Below are 22,996 nucleotides of genomic sequence, written 5' to 3'. Positions count from 1 at the left end.
CTATGAGGCTTGTTGTGCAGCGTGTGACGAGCGCATCTGTGAAGGTAGAAGATGAGATCACAGGTGCCATCAATGAAGGATATATGGTGCTCGTTGGTGTCACACATGAAGATACAGAAGAAGATGTGCTGTACTTAGCTGAAAAGCTTGCACATTTACGTATTTTTGAAGATGAAAACGGGAAAATGAATCGTTCATTATTGGATGTAAAAGGAAGCGTTCTGTCTGTGTCTCAATTTACCCTTTATGGTGATACGAGAAAGGGAAGACGGCCGAATTTTATGAAAGCCGCCAAGCCGGACGTGGCAAACTCACTTTACGAATGCTTCAATGAAACCCTTAGAGAAAAAGGCATCCATGTAGAAACTGGCCGTTTTGGGGCGATGATGGACGTGTCATTGACCAATTCAGGGCCTGTCACCATCTGGATGGATAGCAAAGAATAGACTTGCCCTAGACTGTAGATAAACTCATGCGTGAGTTTGTTTAGAGTCTTTTTCTTTTGGCATAAAAAAGAGGCACAGAGGCCTCTTTTTTACTAACGGAAATATTGTTTTAATCCTTCTGTCATTCCTTCTGTGACTCGTTCTTGGTAAGAGGCGCTATAAATGATCGCTTCCTCCTGAGGATTGCTTAAATAGCCGAGTTCATATAAAAGGGAAGGGCGTTTATTTTCTCTTAAAACAAAATAATCTCCGAATTTGACACCCTTATCTGGAATTTGTGATCGCTTTGCGACTTCAGTATGAACGCTTGTCGCCAGATTTTGATCCTTCGATGCTTGATAATAATACGCTGTACTTCCTCTGACACTTGGATCCATAAAACTATCATAATGAAGACTAATGAAAGCATCTGCATTGCGGTAATGAGATGTTGCAACCCTCGATTGAAGGCTGATAAAGGTATCATCACTTCTTGTTAAATAGACATTTGCACCAGAAGCCCTTAGTTTGCCTGCCAGTAAATTGGCGGTTTTAATGGTGATATTCTTTTCAAAGGCACCATCTGCGCCAATCGTGCCGCTGTCTTTTCCGCCATGACCAGGATCAAGAACTATTGTTTTTCCTCTTAACGACCCAGTTCCAGACGATGAATCCTGCTGAGGTCTTGGCGCTTCGCTGCTATTTTTCTTCGTTTGAACGACCCAGCTCGCTACATATCCTGTTCCACCATTTGATAGTGTCACTTCATACCAGTCACCTTGCGTTCGAACAATTTGATAAGCAGCTCCTTTTGTTGCTCTTTCTGCAATTGCAGCAGAGGTTGAGGCGCTTTTTCTAATGTTGGTGCCATCATAGACAATATACGCTTTCTTTTGGGAAGCCGAAGAAGATGGATTCTTTTCACCAGCCGAACTCGCTCCATTGCTTGTGACGATGTAATAGCTTGCTGCCCAGCCTTTCACGCCTTTTGCCTCAATTTCATACCAGCCGTTCTGCTCGCGCAAAATGGTGATCTGTGTGTTGCGAGCAAGTGAAGCGACGACTTGTGCATTTGGTGCCGCCGATTGCCTTACATTCAAGCTCGATACGCCAACTGTGCCTGTCTGTTTAGAGCGAGAGGACTCGCCTGAGCTTGATTGAGCGGCTTTTTGTCCGCCGGAAATATAATCAGAGTGGACCCAGCCTTTCGCTTGTTTATACGAAATTTTTGTCCATGCGCCGCTTGTCTCTAACCTTTTAGCGGAAGCACCTTGCGGGAAAGTCCCAATGACTTGATAGGAAGTACCAGGGCCTGTCCGGATACGAAGATCGGAGGCTGTCGATGTGATCGAACTGCTTCCTTCAGCGCTTTGAGCTTGTGTTTTTGGCTTAGCGGTCTTTTGCTTGTCAGATGAAGTGGTGATCAGCCATGAAACGACCCAGCCTTTTTGTCCGTTCGACAGCCCGATCTGCACCCATTCTCCTTGTTCAGTGAGAATGGGATAGCTTTCTCCGCGTTTCACAACAGCTGCGATCCCATAGCTTAAACCAGGACCCGACCTCACATTGATTTCATCTGTTGCAACCACAGCTTGATCTGTTTGAGCAGTAGCATGTGTGATAGGCCAAGTACTGGCGATGAGAACAAAACAAGTGAGCAGTATCATCATTTGATTGTGTTTTTTCAGATTCAAAACGGTGTTTTCCCCTCCCTTGTAAAACCGATGAATGTTAATTCGTTATGTAATGGACTAATTCCTTGCAGTTTCCCTAATAAAAATGAATCAATCTGTTTATACTAGATAAAAATGTGATAAAAGGATGTACAAACATGAGATTAAGCAGAAAATTAGGACGAGTGCAATATAATGGACATCGTGATATTGATCGCTGGCAGCACGACGAAATGGATCAACCAGGCTTCCTTGAAGAGACCGCATCTGAATACGGATGTACGTCAAAAGAAGAGCTGGAAAAGAAAAAGAGGCACGGCAAGGGTTGACAGAGTGGCAGCACCGACCTTATTATAATATAAATCAACACACTTGAAAATTTAAAATGTGGAACTGATGATAGAGAATAGTAGGATAAATTGCGTGAGCAGAGAGGAATCGCCTTAGGCTGAAAGCGAATCCGCATGGCATTTATCACGAAAGAACACTCTGTAGGTTTCCTGCTGAACGCTCTAAAAATGAGTCATTAGGCGGAGAACGTGAATCTGCGTTAAGGATTTGAGCGGGAACATGGCTAGATCATGTTCCAACTAGGGTGGCACCACGGGTATAACTCTCGTCCCTACTATACACATAGTAGAGGCGGGGGTTTTTTATATGTCCATATAAAAAATGAATGATGGTCGTAGGAGGACGAAAAATGAGTTTTAATATTCCAAGAGGCACACAGGATATTTTACCTGGAGAGTCAGAACGCTGGCAGTACGTTGAACAAATTGCGAGAGATACATGTGCAGCCTTTCAATACAAAGAAATTCGCACACCGATTTTTGAGCATACGGAGCTGTTTGCAAGAGGAGTAGGCGAATCAACCGATATCGTTCAAAAAGAGATGTACACATTTGAAGACAAAAAAGGACGCAGCATCACACTTCGTCCAGAGGGAACGGCTTCAACAGTACGTTCTTATGTTGAAAATAAACTATTTGCACAGCCGGCGCAGCCAACAAAGCTGTATTACATTGGACCAATGTTCCGCTATGAGCGGCCGCAAACGGGAAGATATCGTCAATTTTATCAATTTGGGATTGAAGCGATCGGTTCAAAGGATCCTGCCATTGATGCAGAAGTCATTTCACTTGCAATGAGTGTCTATGAGAAAGCAGGTCTTTCTAACTTAAAGCTTGTTATTAACAGCCTTGGTGACAAAGAGAGCCGAGCAGATTACCGCAAAGCACTTGTCGAGCACTTTGAGCCAAGAATTGATGAATTCTGTCATGACTGCCAAATTCGTTTACATCAAAATCCATTGCGTATTCTTGATTGTAAAAAGGATCGTGATCATGAGCTGATGGCAACGGCACCATCCATTCAAGATTACTTAAACGAAGAATCACGGACTTATTTTGAAAAAGTTAAACAATACTTAACAGATGTAGGCATTGACTATGTCGTCGATCCGAACTTAGTGCGCGGTCTTGATTATTACAATCACACAGCATTTGAGATCATGAGTAATGCAGAAGGCTTTGGCGCGATTACAACATTAGCCGGCGGCGGCCGTTATGATGGACTTGTTGAAGGAATTGGCGGTCCTGAATCCCCAGGTATTGGTTTTGCGATGAGTATTGAGCGTTTCCTATCCGCCATTGATGCAGAAAATATTGAGCTGCCGTTACAAGACGGCATTGATCTATACATTGCTGCACTAGGAGATCAAGCGAAAGATTATTCAGTTTCATTATTGAACCGCCTGAGAAAAGAAGGCATTTCAAGTGAAATGGATTATACCGGGAAGAAACTAAAAGCACAATTTAAAGCGGCTGATCGATTAAAAGCCAAATTTATTGCAGTTCTTGGTGAAGATGAACTGGCGCAGCAAATTGTGAATGTGAAAGATACGACAACGGGTGAACAAATTGAAGTGAAGCTTGATGAGCTGATTCAAATGATGAAAGCCCACCAGAAAGCGTAAAGAAGGAGTGGAATGTTTGTGTTTGGTAGAACTTTTTATTGTGGAGAAGTAACAGAAGACCAAATCGGTCAAACCGTTGTATTAAAAGGATGGGTCCAAAAACGACGTGACCTTGGCGGATTAATCTTTATTGATCTGCGTGACCGTACAGGCATTGTACAAGTTGTCTTCAATCCAGACCTATCAAAAGAGGCGCTTGAGACAGCAGAATCGATTCGTAATGAATATGTCCTTGATATTAAAGGAACGGTTGTCGCAAGAGAGGAAGCAACAATCAACCCGAATTTAAAAACTGGTAAAATTGAAATTCAAGTCGACACAGTCACAGTTTTAAACGAAGCGAAGACCCCTCCATTTGTTATTTCAGATCAAGCAGACGAAGTATCAGAAGATGTGCGGTTAAAATACCGTTACCTAGATCTTCGCCGTCCTGCAATGTTTGAAACGATGAAAATGCGACATGAAGTAACAAAAGCATTCCGCCATTTCTTAGATGACAACGGCTTTCTAGATATTGAAACACCCATTTTAACGAAGAGTACGCCAGAGGGTGCACGTGACTATCTTGTTCCAAGCCGTGTACACGAAGGAGAGTTCTATGCATTGCCTCAGTCTCCGCAATTATTTAAACAATTGCTGATGGTCTCAGGGATGGATCGTTATTATCAAATTGCTCGCTGCTTTAGAGATGAAGACTTGCGTGCTGACCGTCAGCCGGAATTCACACAAGTCGATATTGAAATGTCCTTTATGAGTCAAGAGGACATCATGACGCTTGCTGAAGAGATGATGGCAAAGGTTATGAAAGATGTCAAAGGCGTAGAGCTTACATTGCCATTACCACGTATGACGTACGATGAAGCAATGAATTCTTATGGATCTGATAAGCCAGATACGCGTTTTGAAATGAAGCTTGTGAACATTTCAGACACGGTAAAAGACTCAGAATTCAAAGTCTTCAGTGGCGCTGTGAAAAATGGCGGAGCTGTTAAAGCCATTAATGTAAAAGGTGCTGCAGCGAACTACTCAAGAAAAGACATTGATGCACTTGGTGCATTTGCAGCGAACTACGGTGCAAAAGGTCTAGCTTGGCTAAAAGCTGAAGGGACAGAATTAAAAGGGCCGATTGCTAAATTCTTTGATGAAGCAAAGCAAGCAGAATTAAAGGATCAGCTGCAAGTGGAAGAAGGCGACCTTTTACTCTTTGTTGCGGATAAGACATCTGTTGTTCATGATGCGCTTGGAGCACTTCGCCTGAAACTTGGGAAAGAGCTTGGACTCATTGATGAGTCTCTATTCAATTTCTTATGGGTGGTTGACTGGCCGCTGCTTGAAAAAGATGAAGAAGAAGGCCGCTTCTATGCTGCCCACCATCCTTTCACAATGCCAGTACGTGATGACCTTGAACTCATTGAAACAAGCCCAGAAGACATGAAGGCGCAGGCTTACGATCTTGTGCTCAATGGCTATGAGCTTGGCGGAGGTTCTATTCGTATTTTCGAAAAGGACATTCAAGAAAAAATGTTTGGTTTACTTGGCTTTTCGAAAGAAGAAGCTTATGATCAGTTCGGCTTCCTTCTAGATGCGTTTGAGCATGGTGTTCCTCCGCATGGCGGAATCGCGCTTGGTCTTGACCGCTTAGTGATGCTGCTTGCCGGCCGCTCTAACCTAAGAGATACCATTGCGTTCCCGAAAACGGCAAGTGCCAGCTGCGTTCTCACAGATGCTCCTGGTCGTGTAAGCGAAGCGCAGCTTGATGAGCTGAGTTTAGCCATTAAAACAAAAGTAAAACAGTAAAATAGGCGCATGTTTATAGGCATGTAAACGCTTGAAAAAGGAACATGCCTATGATATGCTTTCATCAATCAATAAATAAAGTCCTGATACGTACGGTGGTTACCTAGTTTTGACCGAACATTTTTTTATACGGGAGCTTGCCTTTCCTTTCTGCATAAATGCCTCATTAGAGGACTTATAAAGAGAGGAAGAAAGCACCCACCTGCTTGGTGCGGGGTTCAAAACGAAGGAAAAGCTGGCGGCGTTATCGGGACTTTTTTGTGTTTTTTTCTTTTGGAGAAGGATGACGGAGAAGTCTGAATATGATATGATTCTTTCGATTCATTTTAAATAAAGGTGGAGTGAGGCACTTGTTACATCAGTTTTCAAGAAACGAGCTTGCCATTGGCAAGGAAGGCTTAGATATATTAAAAAACAGTACAGTTGCAGTGCTTGGAGTGGGCGGCGTTGGTTCATTTGCAGTAGAGGCACTCGCTCGTTCAGGCGTTGGCCGTATTGTTCTTGTTGATAAAGATGATATTGATATTACAAATGTGAATCGTCAGCTTCCGGCATTGCTATCAACGGTTGGTCAGCCAAAGGTTGACTTAATGCAGGCGAGAATCGCTGATATTAACCCAGAATGTGAAGTTGTTGCCTTAAAGATGTTTTATACAGAGGAAACATACGAGCAATTTTTTGAGTATCCACTTGATTATGTCATCGATGCGTCAGACACGATTCATTATAAAATTCATTTGATGAAAGAATGTCTAAAACGCAATGTGAACATCATTTCTAGTATGGGTGCTGCAAACAAAACAGATCCGACACGCTTCAAAATTGATGATATTTCAAAAACACATACAGATCCTATTGCAAAAGTTGTTAGAACACGTCTGCGCAAGGAAGGAATTCGTAAAGGAATTGAAGTCATTTTCTCTGACGAAAGTCCAATTGTCATTCGTGAAGATGTCAGAAAAGAAGTTGGAAATGATGAAGCGAAGATTCGTAAGGCGCAAATGCCGCCATCATCCAATGCGTTCGTCCCGTCTGTTGCCGGGCTGATCATGGGTGGGCATGTCATTATGAAGCTTTTAAAAGATATTCCGATTACACGTGTAAAGGATAAATAAAAAGCCTCCTGCTTATTGCAGGGGCTTTTTTTATTTTTGTCGTTTTAAATTCTCATAGACCTGCTTCAGTGCACCTTCAAATTTCCCAGTTTGCTTCGGTTCATAATATTGCTTGTTTTTAAGCGGGTTAGGTAAATATTGCTGCTTCACCCAGCCGTTGTCATAATCGTGTGGATATAAATAATCGACGCCTCTCCCAAGTGCTGTTGCCCCTTTATAGTGAGCATCTTTTAAATGAACAGGGATTTCACCGATTTTCCCTGTACGAATGTCATGCAGCGCCGCATCAATCGCTTTATAAGCCGAGTTTGATTTTGGAGAGAGGCATAGCTCGATGACGGCATTGGCCAGCGGAATACGCGCTTCCGGGAAACCGATCCTCTCTGCTGTTTGGACAGCACTTAACACGCGGGGACCTGCCTGTGGACTGGCTAAGCCAATATCCTCGTAAGCCATCACGAGTAATCTTCTTGAAATGCTTTCAAGGTCTCCTGCTTCAATCAGTCTGGCAAGGTAATGCAGTGCCGCATCTGCGTCAGATCCTCTGATGGATTTTTGAAAAGCTGACAGGACATCATAATGAGCATCACCGTTTTTATCATGCGAGAAGCTCTTTTTTTGTAAACATTCTTCTGCTGCGGCAAGGGTGATGAAGATGTGTCCAGTTTCATCTGCTTTTGTCGATAAGACGGCGAGTTCTAGTGCGTTTAAAGCAGAGCGTACATCTCCTCCGCATCCACTAGCAAAATGATTCATCGCCTCATCATCGACTGTCACCGAATAGCTGCCAAGCCCGCGATGTTCATCCTGTAATGCCCTTGTTAATGCGGCTTTGATTTGCTCTGTTTCAAGCGGCTTCAGCTCAAATATTTGTGTTCTGCTTCGGATAGCTGGATTGATCGCATGATAGGGGTTGGCCGTGGTGGCGCCAATTAAAATAATCATGCCATTTTCTAAATAAGGAAGAAGGAAATCCTGCTTTCCTTTATCCAGCCTGTGGACTTCGTCTAAAATGAGGATCACCTGGCCGCTCATTTTTGCTTCAGCGGCGACAGCTTCCATATCTTTTTTGTTATGAATGACCGCATTCAATGTCCGAAAAGCAATGCTTGTACTTCCAGCTATCGCAGTCGCAATCGATGTTTTGCCGATGCCCGGCGGTCCGTATAATATCATTGAGGATAAATGTTTCGCCTCGACCATTCTTCTAATAATTTGACCTTCTCCAACGAGATGCTCCTGCCCAATAATGTCTTCAATATGACTTGGGCGCATCCGATACGCTAAAGGTTTCATGATTATCTCTCCTAAAGCAATGTCTTGTTTGTATAGAGTACCGAAATTTCTTCAAATAGAAAAGGGATGCGTCCTCCCCGAGCGCTCATAACCCGCAAATGAAAGTTGGCTGAAAGTATGATATAATTGCTTTTGGTCTATATATCGCGTATATGAAATCAGAAAAATAATTGATGACATAGAATAGAAAACGCAGAGGTGTTTAACTTGAAAATTTCAACTAAAGGCAGATATGGTCTGACGATCATGATCGAATTAGCCAAAAAACATGGCGAAGGCCCTACTTCATTAAAATCAATCGCTCAAAACAATAATTTGTCTGAGCATTATTTAGAGCAGCTTGTATCACCGCTTCGCAATGCCCGTCTTGTGAAAAGTATCCGCGGGGCATATGGGGGCTATGTTCTTGCCCATGAACCTAACGAGATCACAGCCGGTGATATTATTCGTGTATTAGAAGGACCTATTAGCCCTGTCGAAGTCATTGAAAACGAAGAACCAGCAAAGCGTGCACTTTGGATTCGTATTCGTGATGCAGTAAAAGACGTACTGGATAATACAACTCTTGAAGACTTGGCAAGCTATACAGATGACGAGGATCAAGAGGCGTATATGTTCTATATTTAGATCAGAGGTGTACCGGAAATGGAACGAATCTATTTAGATCATGCGGCCACAACGCCTATGGATCAGCGTATTGTGGACAAGATGATGCCTTACTTTACAGAGATATTTGGCAATCCCTCTAGTATTCATTCATATGGGCGCGAGGCAAGAAAGTGGCTCGATGAAGCAAGAGAAGTCATTGCAGGAGAATTACACTGTAAACCGCAGGAGATCATCCTCACAAGTGGAGGAACAGAAGCGGACAACTTAGCTATCACTGGCGTTGCAATGGCAAGGCAGCATGAAGGAAAACATATCATCACAGCGAAAACAGAGCATCATGCGGTGCTGCATACATGTGAACGCTTAGAGAAGCTTGGATTTGAAGTGACTTATCTAGATGTCGATGAAACTGGATTGATTCATCTTGATCAATTAAAACAAACACTCAGAGATGATACGATTCTTGTCACCATCATGTACGGCAATAACGAAACAGGTGTCATTCAGCCGATCAAAGACATTGGCGAACTTTTGCATGATCATACAGCTTATTTTCATACTGATGCGGTGCAGGCGTTTGGCACAATGTCAATTGATGTAACAGATTTTCATATTGACCTTTTATCTGCTTCTGGCCATAAGCTAAATGGTCCGATGGGAACAGGCTTTTTATATGTCCATGAACGCGTGAAACTTTCTCCGCAGTTATTTGGAGGAGAACAAGAAAGAAAACGCCGTGCTGGCACTGAAAATGTGGCGGGAATCGTGGGCCTCGCAGAAGCTGTTCAATTAACAAAGCAAAATAGAAGAGAAAAAGCCATGCATTATGGTAAGCTCAAAGAAGCCATGCTGCAAGTATTCGAAGAGGAATCACTAGATTTCTCTATCAATGGACATTCGAAAGAGACATTGCCGCACATTTTAAATGTTCATTTCCGAGGCGTCTCCATTGAATCGTTACTTGTGAATTTAGATATGGAAGGAATTGCTGTTTCAAGCGGATCTGCATGTACGGCTGGATCTGTCCTTCCTTCGCACGTTTTAAGCGCCATGTATGGTGAAGAAGCAAAAGAACTGACGTCCTCAGTCAGAATAAGCTTCGGTCTTGGAAATGAAGAGGATCATGTGAAGCAGGCGGCGCTCAAAATAGCGGCTGTTGTCAAACGTCTAGCCAAATAAATGCTCCCCTTTTGTTCGTGTGTGAAAAATGAAACAGCCAGGCATCTGAAGAACGAAACGCGTACGTTGTTTCATTGAAATTGGAGTTGATGAAGATGACAAAAAGACCAGAAGACACAAGAGTTGTGGTCGGTATGTCCGGAGGAGTCGATTCATCAGTTGCTGCTCTTATGTTAAAGGAGCAAGGCTATGATGTAATCGGCATATTTATGAAAAACTGGGATGACACAGATGAAAATGGTGTATGTACAGCAACGGAGGACTATGAGGATGTCATTCGCGTTTGTAACCAAATTGGAATCCCTTATTATGCAGTGAATTTCGAGAAGCAATATTGGGACAAAGTGTTTCAATATTTCCTTGATGAATATAAAGCGGGCAGAACGCCAAACCCAGATGTCATGTGTAACAAAGAAATTAAGTTCAAAGCCTTTCTTGAGCATGCATTGTCACTAGGTGCGGATTATTTGGCAACAGGCCACTATGCCCGTGTCGACAGAACTGGCGAGGAAGTCAAAATGCTAAGAGGTCTTGATGCAAACAAAGATCAAACCTATTTCTTAAATCAGCTGACTCAAGAACAACTTGATAAAGTGATGTTCCCAATTGGTGATTTAGAGAAAAAAAGGGTTCGTGAACTAGCGAAAGAAGCAGAGCTCGCAACAGCAACGAAAAAAGATTCAACGGGCATTTGCTTTATTGGGGAAAGAAACTTCAAAACGTTCCTGAGCCAATATTTGCCTGCACAGCCTGGCGTGATGCAGACGATGGACGGAGAAGTAAAAGGTGAACATGATGGACTGATGTATTACACGATCGGTCAGCGCCAAGGACTTGGCATTGGCGGAAGCGGTGATCCTTGGTTTGTTGTTGGGAAGGACTTGGAGCAAAATGTATTGTTTGTTGAACAAGGTTTCCACAACCCTCTTTTATATTCTGAAAGTATTTCAGCCGTTAATATTAGCTGGACTCGTCCTCATATTGTCGGCGAAAACGGTGAATTAACATGTACAGCAAAATTCAGATACCGTCAAGAAGATCATCATGTGAAAGTCAAAATGACAGGTGAGCAAGAAGCGATGGTCATCTTTGAAGAACCCGTTCGTGCTGTCACCCCAGGACAAGCGGTTGTCTTTTATGATGGCGACGAATGTCTTGGCGGCGGTACAATTGACGATGTCTTTAAAGACGGTCAAAAGCTGTCGTATGTGTAACATGTTTTAAACAACCTCAACGATCGCTGTTGGGGTTTTTTAATGAAAGGATGATGAGAGCAAATGAACCTTAACGAGATCGGCATAGAAGCCTTAAATCAAGGGAACATCGAAAAGGCAGCTGAAGCTTTTACAAAAGCCATCGAAGAAAGCCCAAAGGACCCAGTTCCATATATTAACTTTGCGAACTTACTTTCAAGTATCAATGAATTTGACCGCGCTTTAAACTTCTTTCAAAAAGCGATTGAACTTGATAGCATGGCAGCTGCGGCCTATTATGGAGCAGGAAATGTGTACACATTAAAAGAAGACTTTATGAAAGCGAAAGACTATTTTGAACAAGCACTAAAAGCTGGAATGCAAAATAGTGATTTGTTTTATATGTTAGGACAGACGCTCATCAAATTAGAGCAGCCCAAGCTTGCGATGCCTTACCTACAGCGTGCGGTTGAACTAAATGAAGAAGATAATGAAGCAAGATTTCAATTTGGCATGTGTTTAGCCAATGAACACATGCTGGAAGAAGCGGTAACGACCTTTACCGAAGTGGTCACGCGAGATCCGCAGCATGCAGATGCCTTTTATAATTTGGGGGTTGCGTATGCGTATTTAGAGAAAAAGGACGAAGCGCTTGAGATGCTAGGAAAAGCCATTGACGTGCAGCCTGACCATATGCTTGCACTACATGCGCAAAAGCTGATTCAAGAGGCAGAATAGATGGAAGGAGGGAAGACCTGTGCAGGAACATCCAGATCAAATGAAGCTTGAGGACGAGCCGTTTTTAAAAGGGACGGTTCAAGCTGTTATTTTCCATAATGAAAGTAATTTATACTCGGTGTTAAAGGTAAAAGTCATTGAAACATCTGAAAACTTAGAGGAAAAAACAGCATCTGTCACAGGCTACTTCCCAGCACTTCATGAAGAGGAAACCTACACCTTTTATGGCAAAGTCACAAGTCATCCGAAATTTGGTGAACAGTTTCAGGCGACTCATTTTCAAAAGGAAGTGCCGACAACGAAGCAAGGAATCATTCATTATCTCTCAAGTGATTTATTTGAAGGGATAGGGAAAAAGACGGCAGAAGAAATAGTGGGGCAGCTCGGCAATCAGACGCTTCATAAAATTATGCGTGACCCGTCTGTTTTGTATGATGTTCCGCGCCTGTCAAAAAAGAAAGCAGATAAGCTGGCTGCAGCGCTTCAGGAGCATCAAGGGCTGGAACAAATTATGATCAGCCTGAATCAATATGGCTTTGGTCCGCAGCTCAGTATGAAGATTTATCAAGTGTACGAGAGTGAAACCTTGCAGAAGATCGAGGAAAATCCCTATCAGCTCGTCAAAGATGTAGAGGGAATCGGATTTATTAAAGCAGATGAGCTCGGTGCTAGAACAGGGATATCAGGAAGTGACCCAGAGCGAATCCGGGCAGCCTTGCTTTATACAGTTGAGTCAGCGAGCCTTCAGGACGGTCATACGTACATACAAACGAAAGATCTGATCGTTGAAACCCGTAAGCTGCTCAATCAAACAAGCAATGATTACAAAGTGACTGAAATGGACGTTGCCAATCAGGTAATGGCACTTGGCGAAGGAAAAGAGATGATCATTGAAGATGACCGCTGCTATCACCCGTCCTTATTTTATGCGGAGCAAAGTGTCGCCAAACGTATTCAAAAAATCGTCTCCCAAACGGAATATGCAGATCAATTTCCCGAATCAGAATTCCTTCTTGCACTTGGTGAGCTAGAGGAACGGCTAGGTGTGCAGTATGCTCCGACACAAAAGGAAGCGATTCAAAAGGCACTCATGTCCCCGATGCTGCTCTTAACAGGCGGGCCTGGGACAGGGAAAACAACCGTCATTAAAGGAATTGTCGAGCTCTATAGCGATCTTCACGGTGTATCTCTTGATCCGAGTGATTATAAAAAAGATGAATCTTTTCCATTTGTGCTTGCGGCGCCAACTGGACGGGCGGCTAAACGGATGACAGAATCAACGGGGCTTCCAGCTGTGACAATTCACCGCCTATTAGGCTGGAATGGATCAGAGGGCTTCTCACATGATGATGAACAGCCGATTGAAGGAAAGCTTGTCATCATTGATGAATCGAGTATGCTAGATATTTGGCTTGCGAATCATTTGTTTAAAGCGATCCCTGATCACATTCAAGTCATTATGGTAGGAGATGAACATCAGCTTCCATCTGTCGGACCGGGTCAAGTGTTAAGAGATTTACTTGCCTCACAGGCCGTGCCAGCTGTTACCCTAACAGATATTTACCGGCAGGCAGACGGCTCAACCATTGTTGAACTTGCACATGATATGAAAAATGGCGTGCTGCCAAAAGATATTACCGCACGCTCAAAGGATCGGTCCTTTATTCAATGTTCAGCTGATCAAATGAAAGAAGTCATTGAGAAAGTTGTCAGCAACGCTGCTCAAAAAGGCTATTCAGCAAAAGATATTCAAGTGCTGGCACCCATGTATAAAGGGAAAGCAGGTATCAATGAACTGAATAAAATGCTTCAGCACATTTTGAATCCTAAAAAACCAAAAGGCAGAGAAATCCCGTTCGGTGATGTGGTGTACCGGACGGGAGATAAGGTGCTTCAGCTTGTGAATCAGCCGGAGAACAACATTTTTAACGGTGATATTGGCGAAATTGTCTCGATTTTTTATGCGAAAGAAAACACAGAAAAAGAAGACATGGCCGTGATCTCCTTTGATGGGAACGAAATCACCTTTACGAAAAAAGATTTTCATCAATTTACCCATGCCTATTGCTGCTCCATTCACAAATCACAAGGCAGTGAATTTCCCATCGTTGTCCTGCCAGTCGTAAGAAGCTATTACCGAATGCTTCGGCGAAATCTGCTGTACACAGCGATTACACGAAGCAAAAAGTTTTTGATTCTGTGTGGCGAAGAATCAGCACTGGAGTGGGGCGTGAAAAATAATGAGGATTCCCTTAGACAAACGTCCTTAACGATGCGCCTTGTTCAAACCGAAGAGGTCATGGATGCGGAGCTTGCAGCGCTCCAGAAAGAGCTGCCGTTTAGCGTACATGACGCAAATATTGGCATGGAGGGAATCACCCCGTTTGATTTTATGCAAGAGTAAATGGCTTCCTTCATGGAAGCCATTTAGCGTGAAGACAAACCCTCGCATTCGTTGTCAGTTCTGCGTGCTGGTGCTCACGAATATCAAATTCGCTCCGCTCCAGTACTCGGACTTCCTAGACTTCAAGGGTTTTCATATCACGCTGAAAAGAAGACAAAAGCTAAAAAAGATCATTTTAGCTTTTTGTTCACAATCTGAATGGCTTCCTTCATGGAAGCCATTTCTTCGTATGAGTCATGAAGCAAACGCACACGATAAGACTGTTCCGCAAAAGGTGGTTGAGCACATTTTGAGAACATGTCGAGAGCTTGAAGGAATGTCGATCTATACAGGTGAGCAGTCTCATTCACTTGGTGCCATCAAAGATATTTGCTTATTAGCCGGCGGCAGCTGCGGGGGATATGTGTTAGAGGGGAAAAAGAAAGACTGTGCACTCATTCCATTCTCAGCTGGCGATAAGCTGACAGACAAAGGTCTATATGTGAGCTGCCAGGAGGGAGTCGGAATGGATTCCTCTGCCCCATCCTTATTATTTTCGAAATTGAAAAAGAAAATGATGCAATCAGCTGATGGTGAAAATTTAGGTATTTTGGAAGATGTATACTTTTGCGCAAATTCGGGCACAATCGTAGCATATGAACTCTCGGACGGCTTCTTTACAGAGCTATCAGGGATTCGAAAACAGCTGCATGCTGCCGGAACCTTGATGAACGTTCAAAAGGAAGCACTTGTTCTAAACCGAACGTAAAGAGGTGCTGATTATGCTCATTTGCCCAAATTGCAAATGTAAAGACATCGGAAAAATTGGGGTCAATCAATATTATTGCTGGGGCTGTTTTATTGAACTGACGCTGTCAAAAGGCAAAATATCTACACACCAAGTGGAGGAAGACGGTACACTAAGCAGTTTAGATGATCTGTTTAGTGATGATGAACGTTCAATTCAACTATAAGTGTTAAGGGGGAATTTCGAATGGGCAAAATGACTTCTTCACTATTAACGCTTGGTGCAGGTGCACTGGCATATCACTTTGCAAGTCGATATGATATGCCATCGAAGCGGGATATGAAAAAGCTAAGAAAACGTGTTATGCGAATGCTTTAAACAAAAGGGACATCCACCATGAGCGGATGTCCAGCGTGTAGACAAACCCTCGCATTCGGTGTCAGGCCTGCGCGGCGGTACTCACGAATGTTAAATTCGCTCCGTTCCGGTGCTTGTCCTTCCTAGACTGCAAAGGTTTTCTATCACGCTGAAAAGAAGACAAAGGGCTAAAATCAAGATCATTTTAGCCCTTTGTCAACAATCTGAGACATCCGTCAAGCGGATGTCTTTTTTATGCCTGCCGGTATTCTAATCGGCGTGCAAGTAAGGATAAGCTGAAGTTGACAACAAAATACATCATAGCCGCCAATAGGAAAATAGGCAGTAAATACGACTGGCTCTGACCGTTTAAAATTTGTGCGTGATGTAATAGTTCAGGAAGCGCAATGACAACAGCAAGCGATGTATCCTTTAAAAGTGAAATAAATTGACTCACAATCGGTGGTACCATACGGCGTAAAGCCTGGGGCATAATAATCGTTTTTAATGTTTGAATATAGGTTAAACCAGAAGACCTGGCAGCTTCGATCTGGCCCTTATCAATTGATTTTAGACCGCTCCGAATAATTTCTGACAGCATGGCTGATTCAAATACGGTTAAAGCTGCTATGGCAGAGGCTGTGATGCTTAGTTTGATGCCGATTTCAGGCAGTGCAAAATACGTAAAAAAGATGATCAGCAAAAGCGGCAGGTTCCGAATGGTTTCTACGATGACCGCCAGCACCTTTGATAAAACCGGAATTTGAGCGAACCGCAATGTGCCAACAACTAATCCGATGATAAAGCTCAAAATGATGGAGATAAAAGCCACTTTTAAGGTGATAGCAAATCCTTCAAGTAAAAAGGCGAGATGATCAGGCTGGTAGGCACCTATAAAATCCATTGTGTTTCCTCCTTTCTAGTGGCTTCTTGCCAATCTTCTTTCTAAATAACCAACGCCTAGACTGAGCGGAATGGTTAATAGCAGATAAAACATGGCAACAAAGATGTATACATCAAATGTCACAAACGTTCTAGAAGCGATGAGGTCTCCTTGATACATGAGATCAAACCCGGCAATGACACCTAGAATAGAGGAGTTTTTGACAAGGTTAATAAATTGATTCCCAAGAGGGGGAACGACAATTTTTATCGCTTGCGGAAGAATAATATATCGCATCGTCCCGCCGTATGAAAGACCAGAAGCCCGGGCTGCTTCCATTTGTCCAAGCGGTACAGCTTGTATACCTGCTCGAATGGCTTCAGCAATAAATGCAGAGGTATAGATGGCCAGAGCAATGGTTCCAGCTGTGAAGCCATCTGCCACAATACCTAGCACTGGTAAACCAAAGAAGAAAACAAATGTGATTAATAATAACGGAATATTCCGAATAAATTCCACGTAAGCCGTTCCTAACCAGTTGAGCGGCTTTAGTGGAGCAATTCTCATAATCGCAATGAGTGTACCGATCAAAAAGCTTCCAATCAAAGCAATGACACTTGCACCAATGGTATATTTAAACCCTTCTAAATAAAGATTGAAGTTTTCAGTTAAAATTGAAAACCGCAGCAATCAGTTCACTTCCTTCCTGGTCAACAGGGGAGCCAATGAGCGGCTCACCTGTGGGCATCTTGACTTCGTCAAACGATTATTCTTTGATCCATTTTTTATGAATCTTGTCATACTCTCCATTGTCTTTTAAAGCCTTTAACGCTTTGTTAATGGCATCTGTCAATTGTTGATCGCCTTTCTTCACAGCAATGCCATAAGGCTCATCTGTAAAGGTTCCGCCGACGACTTCGTAATTTGAATCCTCGTCTGCCATGCCAAATAAGATGGCATTATCTGTTGTAAGCACCTGCCCTTGGTTTGATTTTAGTGCTGTAAAGGCTTCCTGATAGTTTTCAAATTCTAAAACAGATGCTTCAGGTGCTTTCTCGCGGATGTTTTGAGACGAAGTGGATCCTTTCACTGCAAGCACCTTCGTTCCTTTTTTGAGATCATCAATTGATTGAATGTCGCTTCCTTTTTTCACAAGCAGTGATTGTCCTGCTTCAAAGTAAACATCTGAGAAATTGACTTCTTTTTTGCGCTCTTCTGTAATGGTCATAGTAGCAACAATCGCATGAATATCACCCTTTTGCAGCAAAGGAATTCTTGTTTTAGATGTCACTTCTTTGAATTCTGCTTTTCCTTCATCGCCGAGCATTTCCTTTGCGATGGCTTTAGCGATATCAATATCAAACCCTTCAATATCTCCGTTGCTAGGATTTTTTAGACCGAAAAGACGGGTGTCATTCTTTACACCGAAAATGATTTTTTTGTCTTTCTTAATGGCTTCTAATGAACTTCCTTGCTTCGCATCAGTCGAGCCTTTTTCAGTAGAACCACAAGCAGCCAGAGCGACCATACAGCAAGTCATAAAGAGTAATAGACCAAAACGTTTCATTTTTTTCATCAAACCATTCCCCCTAGTGATTTAAAATACGGCTTAAAAATAACTGAGCACGTTTCTCGCGCGGTTTCTCGTAAAATGCAGCGGGTGTTGATTCTTCAAGAATTCTACCTTCATCAATAAAGACAATGCGGTCAGCCACTTCCCGGGCAAATCCCATCTCGTGTGTGACGACAACCATGGTCATTCCTTCGCGGGCCAGCTGTTTCATTACATCTAGTACCTCACCGATCATTTCTGGATCAAGAGCAGATGTCGGTTCATCGAAAAGCATGACCTCAGGCTTCATAGCAAGCCCCCTTGCAATGGCAACGCGCTGCTGCTGTCCTCCGGAAAGTCGTGAAGGGTAGGTGTCTGCTTTATCAGGAATGCCAACTTTATTTAAATAAAATTCAGCTGTTTCCTTCGCTTCTTCCTTGCTCACTTTTTTGACCTTCATCGGCGCAAGCATAATGTTTTCGAGCACCGTCTTATGCGGGTAGAGGTGAAAATGCTGAAACACCATCCCGATATTTTGCCTAACAAGATTGATGTTGGTCTTCGGATGCTGAACAGACACTTGGTTGACAAGTACTTTTCCTTCATCAATGCTTTCGAGACGATTGATGCACCTGAGCATCGTGCTTTTACCAGACCCTGAAGGACCGATGATCACAACAACCTCACCTTTTTGAATATGTAGGTTAATGTCCTTAAGTACATGGAACTGGCCATAATGTTTGTTGACTTCTTCGAATGTGATCATGAAGAACCTCCTCTTCTGTTTATTTGGCTAAAGTGGATTCTAGCATACCTTGTGTAAAAAGAAGTAAATAATGGAATATTTTCTAACGAGATTTTACAGCAAACAGTGACTTTGGAAGGAGCTGTATGTTTCATGTGTATTCATTTTTAACAAAGTTAGGACAAATTTTATTTACATGGATAATTGCAGAAGATGGTTAAACAATAAGAAAAGAGGTGAAAAAGGTGAAGAAACGTCCGATCCAATTTCTAATATATGCTGCAGGTGTACTGCTTGTCCTTGCATCCTTACTCATTTTGGTTCAGCTCGACGAGTTATGGATGCCTATTTTTTTATTGTTAAAAGCGGTTCTTATTCCGCTGCTCATTGCCATTTTTATTTCTTATTTGCTTTATCCTATTGTGGAAAGGCTGCATGGGCGAGGCTTGCCGAGAACAGTCAGTCTCTTATTGATTTATGTGCTGTTTTTTGGTGGGATTGGTTTTGCGGTCTATAAAGGGGCGCCTGTCATGATTACGCAGTTAAATGAGCTGTCTGAACAAATTCCTGTGCTTGCCGAAACCTATAATGGCGCTTTATCTCATATTCATCGTCATACAAGCCATTGGCCTGACGGACTGCATGAACGGCTTGATCGTTTGATTGTCCAATCGGAAACATATGCAGCAAATGGGGCAGAGCGGATGATTCTAAGCTGTAAAGTATTATTTGATTACGCATTAGTCGCAGCGCTCATTCCTTTTCTTGTCTTTTATATGGTGAAAGATATGAATACAATGAAACGGGCTGCATGGTATTTAACCCCACCAAGATTTCGAAAGAGAGGACACGCATTTGTGAAAGCAGTCGACGACTCGCTTGGTGATTATATTAGAGGACAATTGCTTGTTTGTTCATTGATTGGGGGAGCAGCAGCCATCGTTCTCTGGCTGTTTCATATCCCGTATCCGCTTGTATTAGGCATGCTGATTGGAGCAACGAATGTGATTCCGTATTTTGGTCCTATTATTGGGGCGATTCCTGCTGTATTTATTGCTTTTACCATTTCGGTGAAATCGGTTATCATTGTGCTGATCACAGTGGCTGTGCTGCAATTTTTGGAAAGCAATATACTTAGCCCGATTATCGTTGGAAGAAGTCTTCATATGCATCCTGTCGTCATTATGCTTGTTTTGCTCGCAGGAGGAGAGTTGTTTGGCTTAATTGGAATGATTTTAGCCGTACCAACTGCCGCGATTATCAGGGTTATGATTGTGCAATATATCCTGATGAGGCGAAGCGTTCATTGACAAGACGAGCCGAGTTGTCTATAATAATTTCGATTCATACATATTGAATTCAATGATGGACCCGAGTACGTTAAAAAGCTGTTGCAGAGAGAGGCTTTATTTTGCTGAGAAAAGCCTTATCAGACCTTTAACGGAAGCTAGTCCTGAGTGCAGATAAACACTGCCGCTCTCTTCCAGCGTTATCGGATGTGAAGGTGATAGACGAACATGTCTATAATCAGGGTGGTACCGCGAGAACATCTCGTCCCTGTGTAAGTAGTTTTATGCTTGCATAGGGCGGGGTGTTTTTTCGTTTGTGTGGAGATTAATAAAATGAAAAGGGAGGATTTTTGAATGAAAACTTTAACTTCTGCTCAAGTACGTCAAATGTTTTTAGACTTTTTTAAAGAAAAAGGACATGCTGTAGAACCGAGTGCGTCACTTGTACCGCATGATGATCCAACACTGTTATGGATTAACAGCGGGGTCGCGACATTAAAGAAATACTTTGATGGCCGCGTGGTTCCTGACAATCCGCGTATTTGTAACGCGCAAAAATCCATTCGTACGAATGATATCGAGAATGTTGGGAAAACAGCTCGTCATCATACGTTCTTTGAAATGCTTGGCAACTTTTCTATTGGTGACTATTTTAAAGAAGAGGCCATTGATTGGGCTTGGGAATTCTTAACGAGTGACGAGTGGATTGGCTTTGATCCGAATTTGTTATCTGTCACTGTACACCCAGAGGACGAAGAAGCGTATATTCTTTGGAGAGATAAAATTGGTGTACCTGAAGACCGTATTATTCGCCTTGAAGGAAATTTCTGGGATATTGGCGAGGGGCCGAGTGGACCGAATACGGAAATTTTCTATGACCGCGGCGAAGCATACGGTCACGACTTGAACGATCCAGAATTATATCCAGGCGGGGAAAATGAGCGTTATCTAGAAGTATGGAATCTTGTGTTCTCCGAATTCAACCATAATCCAGATGGTACATACACACCACTGCCGAAGAAAAACATTGATACCGGGATGGGTCTTGAACGAATGGTATCTGTCATTCAAAACGTCCCGACGAACTTTGATACAGATCTATTCATGCCGATTATTCGTGCTGTAGAAACCATCTCTGGAGAAAGCTATGGGGAGACGAAGGAAAAGGATACAGCATTTAAAGTCATTGCTGACCACATCCGGACTGTTGCCTTTGCCGTAAGTGACGGAGCGCTTCCTTCTAATGAAGGCCGCGGGTATGTGTTAAGACGTTTGCTGCGCCGTGCCGTGCGTTATGCAAAAACGATCCATATTCACCGTCCATTCATGTATGATCTAGTGCCAGTTGTGGCGGAGATCATGAAGGATTTCTATCCAGATGTACAAGCAAAAGAAGAATTTATTGCGAAAGTGATTAAAAACGAGGAAGAACGCTTCCATGAAACACTGAATGAAGGGTTAGCCATTTTGTCAGAAGTGATCAAAAAAGAAAGAGACAAAGGCAGCTCACAGATTTCAGGTGAAGATGTATTTAAGCTGTATGACACGTATGGATTCCCTGTCGAGCTGACAGAAGAATATGCAGAAGATGAGAACATGACAGTCGATAGAGAAGGCTTCCAGGCAGAGATGGAGAAGCAGCGTGAACGTGCAAGAAATGCGAGACAAGATGTTGGCAGTATGCAGGTTCAAGGCGGAGCTCTAGGTGATATTAAAGTAGAGAGTACCTTCGTTGGTTACGAAAATTTAACTGCGGCCTCCCGTATGATCGAATTGCTTCAAAATGGTGAAATTGTCGCGGAAGCACATGAAGGAGAAACGGTGCAAATCTTATTAGATGAAACACCTTTCTACGCAGAAAGCGGCGGACAAGTTGCTGATAAAGGGACATTAAAAAGCGCAGAAGCCATCATTGAAATCAAGGATGTGAAAAAGGCGCCAAACGGTCAGCATGTCCATGAAGGAGTGGTCGTAAGCGGTACGGCTCAAAAAGGACTTGAAGTGACTGCAGAAGTGGAATCAGCTCTTCGAAAAGGCATTGTGAAAAACCATACAGCGACGCACCTGCTTCATCAGGCTTTGAAAGATGTACTGGGCACCCACGTGAACCAAGCAGGCTCATTGGTGAATGAAAACAGACTTCGCTTTGATTTCTCTCATTTTGGACAAGTAACAAAAGAAGAATTGTCACAGATTGAAAAAATCGTCAACGAAAAAATTTGGGAAGGCATTTCTGTTGCCATTGACCTAAAACCAATTGCTGAAGCGAAAGAAATGGGCGCAATGGCGCTGTTTGGTGAGAAGTATGGCAATATTGTCCGCGTTGTCCAGGTAGGCGATTACAGCATCGAGCTATGCGGCGGCTGTCACGTACAAAATACTGCGGAAATCGGTTTGTTTAAAATTGCATCTGAATCGGGTATTGGTGCTGGAACGCGCCGTATTGAGGCTGTCACTGGTAAAGGTGCCTACGAAGAATTAAATGACCAGCTGGCTATTTTAGAGCAGGCAGCTAGTGAGCTTAAGTCAAATACAAAAGATGTACCAAAACGTATCGCTTCATTACAGGCAGATTTAAAAGAGGTTCAAAGAGAAAACGAGTCCCTTCTTGCGAAATTAAGTCAGGCAGAAGCAGGCTCTATTTTAGAAAAAGTAATAGACATTGGCGGAGTGAAAGTGTTAACAGAAAAAGTAAACGCCAAAGACATGAACCATTTAAGAACAATGGTAGATGACTTAAAAGCGAAATTAGGATCAGCTGTCATCGTGCTCGGAGCCGTTCAAAATGGAAAAGTAAACATTTCAGCAGGAGTGACAAAAGACGTTATCGAAAAAGGCCTTCATGCAGGGAAGCTTGTCAAGCAGGCAGCTGAAATCTGCGGCGGAGGCGGAGGCGGACGTCCAGACATGGCGCAAGCAGGCGGGAAACAACCAGAAAAGCTTGAAGAAGCACTGGCAACTGTCGAAGAATCTGTCAAATCCGTTTTATAATCAGGCAATGTAGTGTAGAATAATGGTATTAGATGAGCGGTTAGAAAA

General features: G+C 42.9%; 21 protein-coding genes, 1 other RNA gene and 2 other annotated features. Of the genes, 16 read left to right on the top strand and 6 right to left on the bottom strand.

The window, feature by feature from the left end; genetic code table 11:
- The first annotated feature begins 2 nt into the window (after positions 1-2).
- Complete coding sequence (gene dtd / locus C6W18_RS03810; protein ID WP_034321342.1) at positions 3-446, top strand: D-aminoacyl-tRNA deacylase; 444 nt, start codon at positions 3-5, stop codon at positions 444-446.
- A gap of 92 nt (positions 447-538) precedes the next feature.
- Here dtd and C6W18_RS03805 read toward each other — a convergent pair whose 3' ends face one another.
- The gene (locus C6W18_RS03805; protein ID WP_105926049.1) at positions 539-2,119 is read right to left on the bottom strand and encodes an N-acetylmuramoyl-L-alanine amidase family protein; all 1,581 of its coding nucleotides are present in this window, start codon (positions 2,117-2,119) and stop codon (positions 539-541) included.
- Between the two features lie 137 nt (positions 2,120-2,256).
- Between C6W18_RS03805 and C6W18_RS19930 the strand changes: the two genes are divergently transcribed.
- From C6W18_RS19930 to C6W18_RS03785, 5 genes are all read left to right on the top strand, one after another.
- The gene (locus C6W18_RS19930) at positions 2,257-2,427 is read left to right on the top strand and encodes a YrzK family protein (RefSeq protein ID WP_003216250.1); all 171 of its coding nucleotides are present in this window, start codon (positions 2,257-2,259) and stop codon (positions 2,425-2,427) included.
- Positions 2,428-2,485: 58 nt separating this feature from the next.
- Positions 2,486-2,725 (top strand) — a binding site (T-box leader).
- 73 nt (positions 2,726-2,798) lie between these two features.
- Positions 2,799-4,073: a histidine--tRNA ligase gene (hisS, locus tag C6W18_RS03800; RefSeq protein WP_105926047.1), complete on the top strand. Its 1,275-nt coding sequence runs from the start codon at positions 2,799-2,801 to the stop codon at positions 4,071-4,073.
- Between the two features lie 18 nt (positions 4,074-4,091).
- Positions 4,092-5,870: an aspartate--tRNA ligase gene (aspS, locus tag C6W18_RS03795; RefSeq protein WP_105926383.1), complete on the top strand. Its 1,779-nt coding sequence runs from the start codon at positions 4,092-4,094 to the stop codon at positions 5,868-5,870.
- Between the two features lie 77 nt (positions 5,871-5,947).
- A non-coding RNA gene (gene ssrS, locus C6W18_RS03790) (6S RNA) lies at positions 5,948-6,128 on the top strand.
- 92 nt (positions 6,129-6,220) lie between these two features.
- A complete protein-coding gene (locus tag C6W18_RS03785) occupies positions 6,221-6,985 on the top strand; it encodes a tRNA threonylcarbamoyladenosine dehydratase (protein WP_034321354.1) in 765 nt (254 codons plus the stop codon).
- Between the two features lie 30 nt (positions 6,986-7,015).
- Here C6W18_RS03785 and C6W18_RS03780 read toward each other — a convergent pair whose 3' ends face one another.
- A complete protein-coding gene (locus C6W18_RS03780) occupies positions 7,016-8,281 on the bottom strand; it encodes a replication-associated recombination protein A (RefSeq protein ID WP_105926045.1) in 1,266 nt (421 codons plus the stop codon).
- A gap of 207 nt (positions 8,282-8,488) precedes the next feature.
- Between C6W18_RS03780 and cymR the strand changes: the two genes are divergently transcribed.
- From cymR to C6W18_RS03740, 8 genes are all read left to right on the top strand, one after another.
- Positions 8,489-8,908, top strand: coding sequence for a cysteine metabolism transcriptional regulator CymR (cymR, locus tag C6W18_RS03775; protein WP_034321357.1), 420 nt, complete (start codon positions 8,489-8,491; stop codon positions 8,906-8,908).
- 18 nt (positions 8,909-8,926) lie between these two features.
- Positions 8,927-10,069 (top strand): cysteine desulfurase family protein, encoded by a 1,143-nt coding sequence (locus tag C6W18_RS03770; RefSeq protein WP_105926042.1) that lies wholly within the window; start codon positions 8,927-8,929, stop codon positions 10,067-10,069.
- 95 nt (positions 10,070-10,164) lie between these two features.
- Complete coding sequence (gene mnmA, locus C6W18_RS03765; protein ID WP_105926040.1) at positions 10,165-11,283, top strand: tRNA 2-thiouridine(34) synthase MnmA; 1,119 nt, start codon at positions 10,165-10,167, stop codon at positions 11,281-11,283.
- Between the two features lie 63 nt (positions 11,284-11,346).
- Entirely contained in the window at positions 11,347-12,000 is a 654-nt protein-coding gene (locus tag C6W18_RS03760; protein WP_105926037.1) for a tetratricopeptide repeat protein, read from the top strand.
- Between the two features lie 19 nt (positions 12,001-12,019).
- Positions 12,020-14,404: an SF1B family DNA helicase RecD2 gene (gene recD2, locus C6W18_RS03755; RefSeq protein WP_105926035.1), complete on the top strand. Its 2,385-nt coding sequence runs from the start codon at positions 12,020-12,022 to the stop codon at positions 14,402-14,404.
- A 28-nt stretch (positions 14,405-14,432) separates the two neighbouring features.
- On the top strand, positions 14,433-15,152 hold the full coding sequence (locus tag C6W18_RS03750; protein ID WP_223251617.1) for a PRC-barrel domain-containing protein: 720 nt from the start codon (positions 14,433-14,435) through the stop codon (positions 15,150-15,152).
- 13 nt (positions 15,153-15,165) lie between these two features.
- Positions 15,166-15,357 (top strand): hypothetical protein, encoded by a 192-nt coding sequence (locus C6W18_RS03745; protein ID WP_003216308.1) that lies wholly within the window; start codon positions 15,166-15,168, stop codon positions 15,355-15,357.
- 20 nt (positions 15,358-15,377) lie between these two features.
- Complete coding sequence (locus tag C6W18_RS03740; RefSeq protein ID WP_078061693.1) at positions 15,378-15,509, top strand: YrzQ family protein; 132 nt, start codon at positions 15,378-15,380, stop codon at positions 15,507-15,509.
- A 232-nt stretch (positions 15,510-15,741) separates the two neighbouring features.
- On the opposite strand, the gene C6W18_RS03735 is transcribed toward C6W18_RS03740, so the two are convergent.
- From C6W18_RS03735 to C6W18_RS03720, 4 genes are all read right to left on the bottom strand, one after another.
- The gene (locus C6W18_RS03735; protein WP_105926033.1) at positions 15,742-16,392 is read right to left on the bottom strand and encodes an amino acid ABC transporter permease; all 651 of its coding nucleotides are present in this window, start codon (positions 16,390-16,392) and stop codon (positions 15,742-15,744) included.
- 15 nt (positions 16,393-16,407) lie between these two features.
- The gene (locus C6W18_RS03730) at positions 16,408-17,061 is read right to left on the bottom strand and encodes an amino acid ABC transporter permease (RefSeq protein ID WP_034321376.1); all 654 of its coding nucleotides are present in this window, start codon (positions 17,059-17,061) and stop codon (positions 16,408-16,410) included.
- A gap of 76 nt (positions 17,062-17,137) precedes the next feature.
- A complete protein-coding gene (locus C6W18_RS03725) occupies positions 17,138-17,947 on the bottom strand; it encodes a transporter substrate-binding domain-containing protein (protein WP_105926031.1) in 810 nt (269 codons plus the stop codon).
- Positions 17,948-17,960: 13 nt separating this feature from the next.
- Positions 17,961-18,689 (bottom strand): amino acid ABC transporter ATP-binding protein, encoded by a 729-nt coding sequence (locus C6W18_RS03720; RefSeq protein WP_034321381.1) that lies wholly within the window; start codon positions 18,687-18,689, stop codon positions 17,961-17,963.
- 224 nt (positions 18,690-18,913) lie between these two features.
- On the opposite strand from C6W18_RS03720, the gene C6W18_RS03715 reads away from it, so the two are divergent.
- Both C6W18_RS03715 and alaS read left to right on the top strand, forming a co-directional pair.
- A complete protein-coding gene (locus C6W18_RS03715) occupies positions 18,914-19,978 on the top strand; it encodes an AI-2E family transporter (RefSeq protein WP_034321383.1) in 1,065 nt (354 codons plus the stop codon).
- 43 nt (positions 19,979-20,021) lie between these two features.
- Positions 20,022-20,230: a binding site (T-box leader), on the top strand.
- Between the two features lie 81 nt (positions 20,231-20,311).
- Positions 20,312-22,948 (top strand): alanine--tRNA ligase, encoded by a 2,637-nt coding sequence (gene alaS, locus C6W18_RS03710; protein ID WP_105926029.1) that lies wholly within the window; start codon positions 20,312-20,314, stop codon positions 22,946-22,948.
- The last annotated feature ends 48 nt before the right edge of the window (positions 22,949-22,996 follow it).

It is taken from the genome of Bacillus sp. LLTC93 (assembly GCF_002993125.1).
GTDB lineage: Bacteria > Bacillota > Bacilli > Bacillales > Bacillaceae > Bacillus > Bacillus zhangzhouensis.
Note: the sequence above shows the minus strand (reverse complement) of the source record. Positions and strands in the feature narration are given on the sequence as shown.